The 14,572-nt window shown below is 53.0% G+C and carries 15 protein-coding genes and 2 pseudogenes; all 17 read right to left on the bottom strand.

What is annotated here, in order from left to right; genetic code table 11:
- Nucleotides 1–46: 46 nt before the first annotated feature.
- Nucleotides 47–274 carry a DNA cytosine methyltransferase gene (locus MCJ35_RS32485; protein ID WP_331515856.1) on the bottom strand — a complete coding sequence of 76 codons (228 nt, stop codon included), beginning with the start codon at nt 272–274 and terminating at the stop codon, nt 47–49.
- Nucleotides 275–553: 279 nt separating this feature from the next.
- Nucleotides 554–1,108 (bottom strand): annotated as a pseudogene (locus MCJ35_RS32480) (DNA cytosine methyltransferase); the annotation flags it as partial.
- A complete protein-coding gene (locus MCJ35_RS01245) occupies nt 1,105–1,683 on the bottom strand; it encodes an MT-A70 family methyltransferase (RefSeq protein WP_081739064.1) in 579 nt (192 codons plus the stop codon). The pseudogene MCJ35_RS32480 and the gene MCJ35_RS01245, both read right to left, overlap by 4 nt.
- Nucleotides 1,684–1,685: 2 nt before the next feature.
- Nucleotides 1,686–2,477 (bottom strand): DNA-methyltransferase, encoded by a 792-nt coding sequence (locus MCJ35_RS01240; RefSeq protein ID WP_025483365.1) that lies wholly within the window; start codon nt 2,475–2,477, stop codon nt 1,686–1,688.
- Between the two features lie 14 nt (nt 2,478–2,491).
- The gene (locus MCJ35_RS01235) at nt 2,492–3,358 is read right to left on the bottom strand and encodes a VirB6/TrbL-like conjugal transfer protein, CD1112 family (RefSeq protein WP_025483366.1); all 867 of its coding nucleotides are present in this window, start codon (nt 3,356–3,358) and stop codon (nt 2,492–2,494) included.
- An 11-nt stretch (nt 3,359–3,369) separates the two neighbouring features.
- Complete coding sequence (locus MCJ35_RS01230) at nt 3,370–3,582, bottom strand: Maff2 family protein (RefSeq protein WP_002578752.1); 213 nt, start codon at nt 3,580–3,582, stop codon at nt 3,370–3,372.
- A 98-nt stretch (nt 3,583–3,680) separates the two neighbouring features.
- Nucleotides 3,681–4,568: pseudogene (locus MCJ35_RS01225) on the bottom strand (VirD4-like conjugal transfer protein, CD1115 family); the annotation flags it as partial.
- Between the two features lie 41 nt (nt 4,569–4,609).
- On the bottom strand, nt 4,610–4,768 hold the full coding sequence (locus MCJ35_RS01220) for a transposon-encoded TnpW family protein (RefSeq protein ID WP_006428300.1): 159 nt from the start codon (nt 4,766–4,768) through the stop codon (nt 4,610–4,612).
- A gap of 142 nt (nt 4,769–4,910) precedes the next feature.
- On the bottom strand, nt 4,911–6,782 hold the full coding sequence (locus MCJ35_RS01215; RefSeq protein WP_025483368.1) for an AAA family ATPase: 1,872 nt from the start codon (nt 6,780–6,782) through the stop codon (nt 4,911–4,913).
- Nucleotides 6,783–6,793: 11 nt separating this feature from the next.
- Nucleotides 6,794–7,096, bottom strand: coding sequence for a hypothetical protein (locus tag MCJ35_RS01210; protein WP_024729653.1), 303 nt, complete (start codon nt 7,094–7,096; stop codon nt 6,794–6,796).
- Nucleotides 7,093–8,589 carry a MobQ family relaxase gene (mobQ, locus tag MCJ35_RS01205; RefSeq protein ID WP_025483369.1) on the bottom strand — a complete coding sequence of 499 codons (1,497 nt, stop codon included), beginning with the start codon at nt 8,587–8,589 and terminating at the stop codon, nt 7,093–7,095. Before mobQ ends, MCJ35_RS01210 begins: the two co-directional genes overlap by 4 nt.
- Nucleotides 8,555–8,914 (bottom strand): DUF3847 domain-containing protein, encoded by a 360-nt coding sequence (locus MCJ35_RS01200; RefSeq protein WP_025483370.1) that lies wholly within the window; start codon nt 8,912–8,914, stop codon nt 8,555–8,557. The genes mobQ and MCJ35_RS01200 overlap by 35 nt, the downstream gene beginning before the upstream one ends.
- Nucleotides 8,915–9,041: 127 nt before the next feature.
- Complete coding sequence (locus MCJ35_RS01195) at nt 9,042–9,566, bottom strand: hypothetical protein (protein ID WP_015516227.1); 525 nt, start codon at nt 9,564–9,566, stop codon at nt 9,042–9,044.
- A 300-nt stretch (nt 9,567–9,866) separates the two neighbouring features.
- Nucleotides 9,867–10,697: a TraX family protein gene (locus MCJ35_RS01190; protein ID WP_025483373.1), complete on the bottom strand. Its 831-nt coding sequence runs from the start codon at nt 10,695–10,697 to the stop codon at nt 9,867–9,869.
- Nucleotides 10,698–10,832: 135 nt separating this feature from the next.
- On the bottom strand, nt 10,833–11,177 hold the full coding sequence (locus MCJ35_RS01185) for a TnpV protein (RefSeq protein ID WP_025483374.1): 345 nt from the start codon (nt 11,175–11,177) through the stop codon (nt 10,833–10,835).
- A complete protein-coding gene (locus tag MCJ35_RS01180) occupies nt 11,174–14,119 on the bottom strand; it encodes a DUF4368 domain-containing protein (protein ID WP_025483375.1) in 2,946 nt (981 codons plus the stop codon). The genes MCJ35_RS01185 and MCJ35_RS01180 overlap by 4 nt, the downstream gene beginning before the upstream one ends.
- Nucleotides 14,106–14,540 (bottom strand): PcfB family protein, encoded by a 435-nt coding sequence (locus tag MCJ35_RS01175; RefSeq protein ID WP_240299777.1) that lies wholly within the window; start codon nt 14,538–14,540, stop codon nt 14,106–14,108. Before MCJ35_RS01175 ends, MCJ35_RS01180 begins: the two co-directional genes overlap by 14 nt.
- Nucleotides 14,541–14,572: the final 32 nt, after the last annotated feature.

The raw sequence follows: 14,572 nt of genomic DNA, 5'->3' as shown, positions 1-14,572 counted from the left end.
CCGGCCCGGCCACTTCTGGACACTTTGTCCAGAAGCCCAGGCAGTTTTAACGCAGGGCCTCCGCGATCCCCGCCATGATATACTCCGCGCAGGGCAGGGCGATGGCGTTGCCCAGGGCCTTGTACCGCTGGGACGCGCTGATCTCCCTGCCGTCAGCCCCGTACTTCGTCCACCCCTCCGGCAAGCCCATCAGCCGCTCACATTCCAATTCCGTAGGGAAACGAATACAGCCGCCTGCCGGATCGTCCTCGTACCAAAAAGCGAACGGTGTCACCGTACCGGCTAACAGAGTGGGAAAAGGGTCAGTTGGAAATCCGAAACTGTTTTGGAACGCTGTTTGTTCCCCCTCCTTGGCGGCTCCCCGCATACGGAACCCTTGAAAGGGTCTGGTGACGGGTACGCGCCCCCCTGTTTCAAGAACAGGGCCTCGATCTCCGCCGGGGGCGGGCAGCCCGCCCGCTGTGCAAGGCGCAGGAAGTGGGAGCATTGGGCGGGGCTTAAACAATATTTCGGGAGCACGCCGCCCTCCAAAGTCTGCCACAAGAAAGACGCGCTGGCGTCGGGCCAGCCGGGGCCTTGCCCAATGCTGGGCATCCAGGAGCCGCCATGCGAGATCGGGGCATCCCCCTCGCACCATTCCGGCGTTTGCCCATCTTCCCGAAGCAGGCATTGAAATTTCGGTGTCTGTGAAAGCGGATAGGACGGCTCTAAAGTCCATCCGGTCATTTGAAGAAAACGCTCCCATGACGTTTTCCCAAACAGAGATAACTGGATATAGATCATTGGTGGCCTTTCTCATTTCTTGAATGATACGGATGGCGTGAAAAAACAGGCCGGATTTGGTGCCGTCCAGCCCCTCACGCCTGCCGATCTGTGAAAGATTTTGACAGGGGGAGCCAAAGGTCAGCACATGGACGGGAGGGATGGCCCCGCCGTCCAGTTTGGTGATGTCCCCCAGGTGGGCCATATCCGGGAAGTGCCGCCGGGTGATAGAGATAGGGGCGGCCTCGATCTCGCTTGCCCACAGGGGGCGGATGTCGCACCGCGACGCCGCCAGGGGGAAAACCCCGATCCCGTCAAACAGGCTCCCCAAAGTGAGCCCGCTCACAAGCCCTCCTTTTGATCTGCCTCCTCTGGACACTTTGTCCAGAAGTCCGGGATCGTGGGCTCCACCTCATTTCCCCACACGTCCCAGCCGGGCGGGGACTGTCTTGCGAACAGCTCCACCCTGGGTAAGTCGCCCATAAGGGCCACGATCTTTTCACGGGCCTCCTCCGGCTTGCGGCTGTGCTCCCGAACAGGGGAAATGATAAACTGATGGACATTTGCCGCCTGCCGTTTGGGGTGTCCCCGTGTCGCCAGCAGGCAGACCTCCGCGTTGCCCCGTGTCCAAAAGCCCAGGCCGTAAAACCAGCCGGGGGACTTGCGGTTTTGTTTGAGCCAGACGAAAGCCACGCTTTTATAAGTGAAGCCCCACGCCTGGATCAGCCGCAGGGCCTCCGGGAGCTGCGGGAATGTGGCCCACAAAAAAAGCGCGCTGTCCTTGGCCGCAAGGTCGGCCACAGGCAACGCGCATAGCTCCGATATGCTCATGGTGGGGTAATGGTTTTCCGCCGCCCCCTGTACCTTTTTCGCTGTGTAGCGCCAGGGGGGATCGGCATAAATGATAGAATAGCGTCCGATAGTTAAACTCCTTTCTCCCCAGCCTCCACCGCTGCCCGCGCCGCACGGATGCGCTCACTGGCGGCAGCGTAGTAGGCCGGGACAGTTTCAAAACAAATAAAGCGGCGGCCTGTGTTGAGGGCAGCCACTGCCGTTGTGCCAGAGCCAGCGCAGATGTCCGCCACCACCTCGCCGGGCCGGGTATAGGTCTTGATGAAATACTCGCTCAGCGCCACAGGCTTTTGCGTGGGATGGACGGTGCGCTGGACGGTGGGAAAGGCCAGCACATTTCCGGGAAAGCGCAGGCCGTCCTCCGATCCGCTGCCGGAGCGGATGAACTTTCCGTAGTTGGTGCTGTCCCCACGGTTGCCCGCGATTTTCTTGTAGGGCTTACCTTGTTCAAACTGCGGGTTATAAAGCGGAAGTTTCTGATAGAACACCAGAATATTCTCCGTCTTTTTCAGCGGGGCCCGCCTCGCGTTGAGGAAACCTGTGCACCGGCTCTTGTACCACACCCATTCATAGCGGAGCATGGGGAGGTTGGAAGCCCCCAGCACCTTATCATAGGGGCACTGTGCGAAGAACAGCACCGCCCCCTCCGGCTTGACGGCCCATTTCACCGCCTCCCACAGCTCCGGGAGGGGCAGCGGCACATCCCAAAAGTTCCGGGTGGTGCCATAGGGCGGATCGGTCAAAAGCATATCCACCGAATGACGGGGCAGAGAGCGCAGCCCCGCGATGCCGTCTTGCAGGAACAGGCCCTCCGGGGACTTCTGGACACTTTGTCCAGAGGTATCGAATGTCGTTTTTTCCATTGAAGCGCCTCCTCTCAATGCGCCCCGAAGATGCGCTGGGCGATGCCGCCCGTCTTAAACAGCATAAAGCAGAGCAAAACTGTGTAGCCCACAATGCCCCAAATCGCCCCAATGGGATCTCCGCTGGTGACGATCCCTTGGACGAGCACCGCATAGATGGCAACACATACCAGAATGAGCATCCCTTGAAAGCCCACGGCGAACAGGGAACGCAGATAATTCTGGCCCGTCTGCCCCACCTCCCGGTGGGCCAGGGTAGCCATAGGGATGGGGGCCAAGCTGGTCAGCAAATAGATTTCCAACATCCTGCCATAGACCAGTACAAAAATGACAATGCCCAGCGCCCACATGGTCACACCGATAATAGAGGATTGGAGCCACAGGCCGAGAAGCGGCCCCAAGTCCATGCCCTCCAGGGTGGTTTCCAGCTCCGCCATCATATCCGGCGTGATGTCCGTGGAGCCCTGGATGAGCCCGCCCGCCTGGGCGATCACGGACTGCGACACATCGAACACCGCCATAACGATATTAAAGGTGTTGGACAGGATGAGAATGGCACAAGCCGTTTTGAACATCCATTTATAGATATTCGCCACATCAAACTCGTGCATATTGTTCTTTTCCAAAAGCATCTGTATCAGCTCATAGGTGGCAACAAAGGTCAGCACCAGACCGGCAATCGGCAAGATCACCGTTTCGGAAAGCTGGCGTATAAGGGAGAAAACCCCGGCGTTCCAAGCCGCCGGGGTAGTCCCCACTTGTACCGCAATCTCCCCGACCTGGGCGTTGACGTAATCGGTGAGCCCCTCCAGGTTGCCCATGATCCCGCCAATCAGCAGCTCTTTGAGCCAGTTTGTGAGCCAGTCGGTGAGAAAATCCATAAGCCGTTACCTTAAAACAGCCCGGACAGCAGGGGGATCAAGGTGGTGCCCAGCAGGATGATGCCGCCGCCCGCCATGAGCTGCTTCATGCCCTGGCTTTTTGAGCCAGGATTATCCGATCCATAGCCCTCCAGCAGATTGACAACGCCCCACACGCCAAGACCAGCGCCGAGGGCAACAACAAGGGTCTGCAAAGTATCAATCGCGGAAGAAAAAAACTGCATAGAGCCTCCATTTCTCCGGGGGAGCCCCCGGCTATGAAAAAAGCCGCCATTTCTGGCGGCAGGTTACGACCTCTGGACACTTTGTCCAGAAGTGGGATTTATACATAGGCGTCCGGGTCATCCACATCGTCATAGTTGAGGATGTCCTCGTCCTCGCCTATGGGCCCTGTGTCTGTCCCGTCTGCCTCGTACACCTCACAAGCCTCATTCAGCCCAGGCCGCCTGCGGCGGTTGATGAGCTGATCGAGGGAAAAGGCGTTTTTCACTTTATCGGCCTCAGCCGTATATTTGTAGTTGGGGTGCTGCTTCAAGTCGTACTTTGGGGAATAGAACGGGGGCAGGCCCCGAAGCTGTAACAGGCACTTATTTCCGGGCATGGTGGTGATCTCGCTGGTGGTCAAAAGCTCCCGGCCCAAACGCTGGGTGTTGAGTCCATAGCTTTCGGACTGGCCCCGTGTGCGGCTGTCCGTCTGCATGGAGATCGTCGCTTTTCCCAGCCAGTTTTCCGAAATCTCCTTGATGGTGGAGCTTTCCCTGCCACCCAGGAAAACCACGCTGTCCATATTTCCCATGATCGTTTCCGCGTGCTTGTCATAAATGGCCTTGCACTGCGCCATCTGCTGGTAAAAGAGCGTCAGCGATATTTCACGGGAACGGATAACGGCCACCAGCTTTTCCAGGTTGGGCACCTGCCCTGTATTGGCCGCCTCGTCCCACAGCACCCGCACATGATGGGGCAGGCGGCCCCCATGAACATTGTCGGCCCTCTCGCACAACAGGTTGAACATCTGCGAAAAAGCCAGAGCCACAAGGAAGTTGTAGGTTGGCGTGGTGTCGGAAATGGTGAAGAACACCGCCGTTTTCCGATCTCCGATACGGTCAAGCCCCAGCTCGTCATAGCTCATGATCTCCCTAAGCTGGGGGATGTCAAAGGGGGCCAGCCGGGAGCCGCAGGAGATCAGAATACTTTTGGCCGTCTTGCCAGAGACGAAAAGTCAAGGACTTTTTCATCAAATTCAAAAAGAAGTCACATTTTGCGGACTTCCTCACGGAGCAGACGCTTGATTTTGTCCTCCATCGTCTCTTTTGCGGTCTGGCTGAAATGGACACGGACGATATAGGTTGTCTTGCCGATCTGCTTTCTGACAGTCGGGCAAGTGGCGGTGTTGGTTGCGGTATTGTTCATTCAAAATCCTCCTGTAAATAAAAAATGCCCGGTGACTGTTCATCATCGGGCGGTGTCGGTATGAGGGAACAAGGCAAGGCGGCAACATTAAGGTATCTATAAAAACCTTGCCGTCTTTGCCATGCTTGCCGTGTTCCTGTTGTCAGTCTCGGAGATAGCAGACCCATGCTGTGCCGTCTTTCTCGGTCACAAGTCTGTCCCCGATACGGCTCTTTGCCGTTCTCATGGTGCGTGAGGAAATCCCACGCTCATTGACTGCCTTTTCCAGTTCTGCGCTCGGCATACGCTTTCCGTCCGCAAGCAGTTCCAGAATGAGCATTTGCGCCTGTGCGGTCTTGCTCTCGGTCTTGGCGGTGTCCGTCCCGGCAAGAAGCTCGTCAGCGGTAATGTCATAAGCCCCTATCCACTCAAAGCCTTTCTCGTCTCCCAGAGAAAAGGCAAGGGACTGTCCGGGCGGCGCAAGGGAGCTTTTCTCATGGATAAGTACCCTTGTTGTGGGGCTGTCCTTCAGCTTGCCGATAAAGAGCAGACTGCGGACTGCCGCCGTAATGTCGATAGACCCTAATCCCCGGTAGGTGCTTTGCGTTCCTGCGGCTTTGTTGAGGTGTCCGATCAGCACGATAGCGCATCCGGTAGCCTGTGCAATGTCTCCCAGACTACGGAAGATGGGACGGACTTCATTTGCCCGGTTCATGTCCACATCTGCGCCCAGAAACGCCTGCATCGGGTCAATGATAACCAGCCTTGCGTTGTTCTCTCGGATTGCTCTTGCGATGCGCTCATCAGCAAGGGTCAGCGGCGTGTCTCTATCATCAATAACAAGCACTCGTTCAAGGTCTGCGTCAGCTTCCATCAGCCGGGGCTTAACGGTATCGCCCAGACCGTCCTCGGCGGTCTGATAGATGATATTGAAAGGCTCAAGTGTCTCCATACCGGGTAAGGGCTTTCGGTTGGTGCAAGCCGCCGCAAGACGCATGGCAAAGTAGGTCTTGCCCTCGCCGGGGTTGCCCTGTATGATGGTCAACTTTCCAAAGGGGATATAGGGAAACCATAGCCATTCCACGCTCGTCAGCTCCACATCTGCCATGCGGAGCATGGGAACAGGCTGGGCGGTGGGCAGCTCTCGCAGCGTGATTGTTTCGGCTATGAATTTGTGGCTCGGAATGTCCTTTTGCTGACGGAGAACATCGTTCCAGTCTTTCCTTGCCGGGACAAGGCGCATGACGGCGATCTTGCCGGGAATGGACTGTGCCAGTCGGGTACAGGCTTCGCTTCCTGCGGTGTCGCTGTCAAGGCAGAGGAACACTTTTCGGGTGTCCTTGCGTTCAGAAAGGAAACGGTCAAGGGCTTTGCCCGAAACGCCGCCCAGGGCAAGATAATTTCTTGTCTGCCAATCCTGCGGATAAAGGCAGATAAACGATAACAGGTCAATCGGCGCTTCAAAGACAAAGAGCTGATTGCCATTACCCTCGTGTCGGAACGGATAGGATTTGTCAGACCCGGCAATGTCCTGTCTGAATGGGTCTGCCGTTCCTCGCACATGGGCGTATCTCGGCGTACCGCTTCGGTCTCTGCCGACAAACACAACATTGTGCCGCTTTGCGTCCTCGTAAATATCCCCGGAAAGAAGAAAAGCCTCAACAAGCGTTTTGTTGAGACCTCGGCTTTCTGTGAGATATTGGATTGCTCTGTCGGCTGTCCTGTTATGCAAGGGCAAGTGAAACGCTGTGGGCGGTGCTGTGCTGGCTTCGCTCTGTCCCTCACCGCTTTCGCCGGTTAAGAGCTGGACAGCTTCGGGAAAGGACTTGCCGTAAAACTCCATGACAAAATCAATGGGATAGCCGCCCTTGCTCTGGCTGTGGCGAAACCACTTGTTTCCCCGGACGGTCAGGCTGTCATGTTCTTTCCAGCGGTATTCCCGTCCGCTTTTGATAAGCGTCTCTCCCTGTGTGCGGAGAAAATCTTCCAGACTGACGGCGTTTGCCCGGTCGATCTGTGCTTGGGTGTACTGCATGGGCGTCCTCCTTACTTCTTGAAAACAGCGCATCGTCTGCAAATGCCATGCTCACGCTCGTCCAGCGTGTAGGGGCAGTTCGCACATTCCTCGCCGTACTGTCTCATGATAACAGGCAGATAGCCCAGCTCCTGCAACATATCAATCTGGCGGTCGGTGAGGGTGGCTTCAAAGGCAAGGCATTTCCGGGTGTGTTCGTCCAGCTCGATCAGGTCGGAAAGCGGTCTGCCATCGGTCAAAGCTTCTCCGCTCAAAAGGCGTTTTGCCGTTCTGCGGATGGGGTTGTACTCGTTCTTCCAGTCGTATTTTTTCATCGTGTCATATCCTCCTTTTTGTGTCGTGTTTGGGGTCGATTTTGGAGCATTTGTTCCTCTGTACGCTCGTTAAATCGGGCGGCAGTATCTACACATGACTTGACCTTCCAAAGACGGTGTAAATCGTCTCTGACGGTCTTAAACTCGCCATAGGTGGTGTTGTGCGCCTGTTCCAGCTCGTCATACTCGTCGGACAGCTTTTTCATATCCACCTTGCCGTCTGGGAACTCCCCGGTCAGCTTTCGTCTGGCGGCGTAGAACTGTTTCAGTTCCGCTTCATGCTCTGCCTTGTACTTGGCTCTGGGCTTCTCAAACTTGATTTTCTGCAAGCCGTCATAGACAGGCTTCAAGCTCTGGAAAGCAGCGGAGCTGTCATAGAGCTGCTTAATTGCTTTCATTCGGGCAGTCTGTTCGTCCAGCGTTTTCTTCAAGCTCTCTGTGGCAGCACTGTGTTCGCTGACACGGCTTTCCAAATCTTCAAGGGTGTAAATGCCGTTTGCCCGGAGATAATTGAAAGTCTCGTTCATCTCCTTTAGGTTGCTGATTTTGCCTTTCTGGGAATAAGCCCCGGCTTTGCGCTGGGTGTAGTAGGCGTTCAGCAGAGAAACAAGGTCGGGGGTCTGCGGCTTGGCAAGCTCTGCTTTTGCTTCGGCAATCCAATCAAACAGGAGAGTGATTTTCTTCTTGATGTCCCGGATAACGGCATTGGTGGCTTTGATCCAGCGGTTGAACTCGCCCTTTTCGGTGCGTATGCCTTTCTTCTCCATTGCCCGGACGGTTGCGCCTTCATGGATAGTGGGAAGTAAATCCACGCCTTGCCGTTCATAGCTGCGGTGGTCGATACGAACATCAATACCTTTTTCCGCAAACTTGGCATTGCACATCTCCGCCCATGCTTCACGCCAATGTTCCAGCGTTTCGGGACTGCCCCAGTCGGTAGTGGGAACGGCGTTGAAAACAAACTCTCCGTTCTGGTCTCGGATACGGTTGCCGTCCTCGTCCAGTTCGTACACCCGGCGTTGCTTTAGTCCCCATTTGCCGTTCTGCTCGATGGGACGGATGGGGCAAAGCACATGAAAATGTGGATTGGGTATGCCGCCGTCCTCACGGTCTGGCTGGTGTACGGCGAAGTCAACCACCATGCCCCGGCTCACAAAGTTCTCCAACAAAAATTGCCTTGCAAGAGCGATGTTTTCCTCAAGGGAAAATTCATTCTGCAAGGCAATGTCAAAGCTGTATGCAAGCTGGGCGTTCTTTCCACGCTCGGCTTTTTCCACGGCATTCCACAAGGTCTGACGGTCTGCAAATTCCGGGGGAGCATGGGACGGCAGGAGAATGTCGGAGCAGATCACGCCGCCCTTTCTGGTGTAGTCGCTGTACTCGCCGTAATACTCGCTATACAATCGCTCCCCGGCTCGGTAGGCGGCAGAAGCGATAGCGGACTGTCCTGTGCTTCGCTTAGTCTGCGTGACGCTCAGATGAAATAGTGCCATCGGCTTTCAACTCCTTTTCTCTGTTTGCTTGGCTGATGTGGGTAATCGCCATGTGACGGACGGCTTGCTGAACTTCGGACAGAGAAAAGATTTGTTCCATCAGCTCTGTCATTTCGGTGCGTGTGAGATCTTTGACCTCCGGGGCAAGGCTCTCAATCGTGCCGCCCAGATTGCAAAGACGATGGGTGCGCTTTTGTCTCTCGCCTTTCTCCAGATACTTCTTTCTGTTCTCCAGACGCTCCAGCTTGTGCTGTTCCTGTGCAAGCTGTGTCTCGACCTGTTCCTTTTCGGCTCGGAGCTGTTCAAGGTTTTTCGGTTTTGCCATTTTTCGTGACCTCCTTTTTTGAAAATGGGGATAAAAAAAGACCGTCAACTTTTCGCAGATTGCGACCAGTCAACGGTCAGTTTTTCGGTATTCAGTTGTTGTGTTCAGTTCGGTAAATTGAAGTTGGTCAAAGTTGTTGGCGAAGATATTCCACAACATTTCCATTCGTATCATAGAAACAGATGTTTCCTACATTGAGGGGCAGGACAATGGCGAAAGGCTTGCCACTATCAATATCAATCACCTGAATGCCGTTGCCATCATCTACTTCAAGTCGAACAATATTTTGGGTATTCATTGAGATAAATGCCCTTTCGTTATTTCCCTCAACAACAAACTCTGCAATGTAATCATCAACCTCAACTATATCTCCACCACCACGGAAGAAATATCCAAAAGACAAGCCAGGGCGATTTACATAGACAGAAAAAGTGTGGTCTGTCTTGTCCTGTGGGTAAGAAATAAATGCAGCCATTGTGTCGGAAATGCTTCCATCAACAATCCAATCATCCAAAATTTTTTGAGATTGGCGAATGTCTGCTTCTAAACTGTTTGCGGTTTTACCAATGTCATTGTTTGCATAAAGGAAACCGAAAACCAACACACAAGCCAAAATAACACCCAAGAGGATTATGGGTAATTTCTTTTTCATAGAATCACACTCCTTTATCAAATTAAGATTCTTGATTTTCAAACTTGCTGGCGGCGAACGGTTTGTCAAAACCGTTTGCGGACGGCAAGTCCACAGGGGATAGCCGCTTTAGCGGCGCAAGGGGGTGTAGCCACCTTGACGGAACGAAGTGACGCAACATTCTCGGTCATGCAGTTTTCTTCTGCTGACGGAGAATGAAGCTCCGCAGGACGCACTACTCTCGACAGAGAGTATAGAAGTGCGCCCTTTAGTTCCTAAAGGGGTTTGCTCCGGCTTAATTTCTCGACAAACTGGAATTAGTCATTTCAGTAAGTATTTTCCGAGTCCTATCTGAATCAAATATAGGACAAGGATATGTGCTGGATAAAAAACATAGAAGAAGTATTTTAGCTTCAGTTTACCACGCTTTCCGTTGTATAGCAGAATAAGCAAGCAGGCAAGAAGCGTACATAAAGGCGGTTGATTCCCCGTTGTCCCCATGTAAGCCAAAAGGAACAGCAACACTTGATAGATTCGGTGATTACGGCAAATATAAAATGCTGATATGAATAAGATCCCCTGCATACCGTAGTCACAATGGATTCCTTCCGCAATGCCGGAAAAAAGCACTACACTGAGAACTTGCAGGACTGCTGATTTTATTCTATCCACCGGTAGGTCTGATTTACACGAAAATCTTTCAAGGCATACCAATGTCAATAAGCCTAAAAACAAGGTGAAAAATACATTTTGATACTTCAAGTAAAACGGAAATGTATCTTCCATTCGTGAATACGCACTAAAGAAACCTATGTCAAATGGAACTTCCGAAATAAGGGCAAATGCAAGCATCAACCCAATATAGCGTTTTTTACTTCTTGTGTGTTGGAATCCTTCTGCCAGCAAAAAACAGAATAGCGGAAAAGCAATCGTCCCAATGCTTTGCAAATCAAACCGTATGAAATAATCTATCTCTCGGAATCTCTCCCACGACATTTGCCCGTTATCTGCCATAGCCCCCCAGTAGTTTGATAGCAGCCATTGCAGCACAATTTTACATAGATGGTCAATAAGCATTGTCAGTACAGCAATAACCTTTAGCGAATTTCCTGAGAGAAATTGAATGCGATTTATTTTCCTATCAAGGCTCATAAAGCAACCTCCTACCAACTTCCAATTCTACGATTTTTCGCATTCAAATTATACCATAAAACTCGTGAACAATTCTATCGCAACTTTGGAATATATGAGAAAAGTCCGAACAGTTTTCTGCCCGGACTTCCTCACTCAATCATAAATCAATTCTGCTTTCACAACTTCCTCTGCCTGTGCCTTGCAAGCGTTCATCTGCCGCACCCATTCCATTTGGTTTTCAGCTTTCAGTTGCTCGGTCACGCCGTACTGTTTTGCCAGCTCCGGCACGATCAGTTCCATGCGGTTTCGTGCCGCTTCGTCAATCTCGGCGCAATGTTCAAAGAGCTTGTCGGATAGCACCAGTTCATTGAACAGTATCGGGCGGTGCATTTCTAAATACGCCTTGCGAAGTCTGCCGTAATGTCCGAGGGGCTTGGTCTTGCGGATAACGATGTTCGGGATAAGATAATCGCCGTTCTGTGTGTAAGTGATATTCATGCTGTTTGTACTCCTTTCATCGGCTCTCTCTGCGGTAAACTGCTGACAGGGACGAACACGCCCTTTGCAATATCCTCCGCACGAATGGCGGCTTTCTTGGCTTCGATTTCTGCCTTTTTCCGCTTCTTGATTTTGTCCTCGTATCGTTTCTGCGCTCCGCTGGCTTTCCGCTTCAAGTAGTTCTGATGAAGCCTATCCTTGCGTTCCTCACGCTTGCGGATTTCCTCTAATTCCTCCGGGGTAAGCTCCTCTTCTCCAAACGCTGGGGGAACGAAACGCCCGACAAAATTGAAGTAAATCTCGACCTCCTGTGTGGTCTGTATACTGCCTTTGCGGTCACGCTCATGCACAAGGATTTTCTCGATAAACTCATTGAGCATGGCAATGGTCAGCTTGTCGAAGTTCTCGTACTTGTCAATCAGAGCGATAAAACGGTCAGCGTCCTTTTCGTGTTTTTCATAGCTCTTGATAGCTTTTTCCAGAGCAGAGATTTCGGCGGTAAGCTCGGACTGTTCCTTTTCGTATTGAGCGTCCAGAGTGGCGTATCTACTGTCGGACAGCTTTCCCAAAATGTTGTCCTCATAGATTTTGCAGAGCAGGACTTCCAGCTCGGAAACTCTCTGCTTTGCTGTGGCAAGGCGTGTCCGCTGTTTCCTGACCTCTGCCGTCTGCTGGCTGGACTGTGCTTCCTGCACCACACGGACAAACTCGGCTCTGTCATACTTGGCATATTCTGCAATGGCTTTCAGCATTTCAGAGACAAGGGACAGTACCACATCTTCATTGATACGGTGCTGTGTCATGCAGAGCTTTCCAACTGGGACTTTGCTGTATTGGGAACAGGTATATTGAGAAATACGCTTGCCGTTGTTGGTGCGGTGGACATACATCTTGCCGCCGCAATCGGCGCAATAGAGCAAGCCCGTGAGGGGAGCTGCTTCGCCCCAGCCGTCCGGGTAGCGTCTGACATTCCCACGGATTTTCTGCACAAGGTCAAAGGTCTGCTGGTCAATGATAGCTTCATGGGTATTCTCGAAAATCGTCCATTCGTCCTCCGGGACATAATGGCTTTTCTTGTCCTTGAAGTGCTTTCGGGTCTTGAAGTTGATGGTGTGTCCCAGATATTCACGCTTTTCAAGAATGTTGCAGATGGTGGAAGAACCCCAGCCGTACACATCTTTGAAAGTCTTGTTTTTATTCACACCCTCGCCGTGCCGGGCAAGGTAAGCGGACGGAATGAGGATTTTTTCTTCTTTCAGCTTGCTGGCGATCTGATACGGACCGTAGCCGTCAATCGTCATGGAAAAGATACGCTTTACCACTTCGGCGGCTTCGGGGTCAACCAACCATTGGTCTCTGGCTTCGTTCCAGAGATAGCCGTAAATAACCGTGCCTGTGAGGTGCTTGCCGGACTTGCCTTTGAATTGAAAAGTGGAACGGATTTTACGGCTGGTGTCTCTGGCGTAGTATTCGTTCATAATGTTGCGGAAAGGGGTAAAATCATCGTCCCCTCTGGCGCTGTCCACGCCGTCATTGATGGCGATAAGGCGAACGCCACGCTGACGCAGGATTTCCATAATCTGACCGACTTTCAGATAGTCACGACCCATGCGGCTCATGTCCTTGATACACAGGTACTCCACATTCCCGGCTTCCACTTCTTTCATCATTGCCAAAAATCCGGGACGGTCAAAGCAAGTACCACTAATGCCATCGTCCGTGAAATGGACAATGTTCGTAAACCCCTGCCGTGCGGCGAACTCCTCCAACATAGCCTTTTGATTGGAAATGGAATTGCTCTCACGCTGCTGGTCATCATCTTTGCCAAAGTCATCACGGCTCAATCGTTCATACAGAGCAGTGATTTTCTCGTTTTTTCTCATAACTTGCGCTCCTTTCTTCGGTTTTAGGTTGTGTGTTCTAAGAGACTTCCCAACCGCTTGATTAAGAAGTCTTTTAGAGCATACAACACCGCTGGCCAGCTTATATTTCTTGTACTGCTTCACCGCAAAGCAATCCGGCTTGCGCTTTTCCAGCCCCTTGAACATATAGTCCACCGCGTTCATAAAGTTTTCGTTGTCCTCCTTCACCTCCATGCCGGAGATCATATCCACCAGGGTATTCATATTCCGATCCTCGGCGGGGCCCTCGAAAATGATATAGGCGATAAGGGCGCAGTACAAAAGCGTTTCCGCCTTTGTCCAAAATGGATCACCCTCCTTGCCCTCGCCTTTGGTGTTGGCTATGAGGGTATCGACAAACTTTAGAATATCAGCCTCGTTGCGGATATACGCCAGGGGGTTATAGTGCATACTTTGGGAAAAATCAATGGAATTGAACACCTTGATCCGATAGCCCCTCCGTTGCAGGAAAGCCCCCACCTGGGAGAGAACCCCGCCCTTTGGATCGACCACCACAAAGCTGCACCCGCCCTTTTTCTTCGCGCTGGCCTGGAGAAGCTGCGGGGTGAGCCAGAACCGGGTTTTGCCGGAGCCGGACGAACCGATCACACAGGCGTTGAGGTTGCGGGCGTTGGCCGGATTTTTGGGGCGGGTGTTCATGGTAAGAAGCTCCGTCCCGGTGAGGATAACATTGTTTTCAAAGACTGGATCGACGAAAGGGGCTATATCTTTAGGCCCGCCCCATCGGGCGCTCCCGAACTCCTCATCCCGCCGGAATTTCTTTGCGTTCTTGTTCTTGAAGTAGATCAGCAGCCGGAAGCCCACCGCGCCCACAATGCCAACAAGCCAGTCAAAGGGATCAAGCCCCGGCGCAAGGTTGGCAAAGGCCGGGCCCACCGTCTGCCCCAGGCCCATGAGCTTATGGGGGAAATCCGCGCCAGCGGCCAGCCGGTAGGCTGTCCCCAGCTTTAGGCAGGCCCACAGCACAAACAAATAGGGGATGTTTGGTATCACATATTTTTTGACACTACCTGTCCTCATGCACCGCCTCCTTTGTGCGTTCCAGCTTTTGGGCGGGCTGGCGGGCCGCTTCTGTGGCGGCCTCCTTGATCTGCTCCCGGATGGGGGCTTTTGTGGATTTGGTGCGCTTTAGCAGCCGTTTGGAATACTCGGAGAAACAGGCTGTGATCGCGTCGGCCTGCCCCGCCTTGAAGAACAGCAGGTGCTTATCCGGCGCGACTTGATAAAAGGCGTAGTCCACATTCCATTTCCGGGCTACCCGGTCAAAGAGGGCCGGGGCCTCCACCTCGATACTGTTGGTGGCAGCCCCGTGGCCCATGAGCTGCCCCACCGTCTGCCTGCCGTGGGGCGTCTGCTTGGCCCGGTGATGTTTGGCGATCTTCCGGCCTACCGCCTGGAGAACATAGGCAAGCCCCCGCGCCGTGAGCTTGCTTGCCTTAATAGATACTGCTATGGTACGTCTGGAAACGTCCT

Origin of the sequence: Enterocloster sp. OA13, assembly GCF_022440595.1 — a bacterium.
Lineage (GTDB): Bacteria > Bacillota > Clostridia > Lachnospirales > Lachnospiraceae > Enterocloster > Enterocloster hominis.
This window is presented reverse-complemented; position numbering and strand designations above follow the sequence as displayed.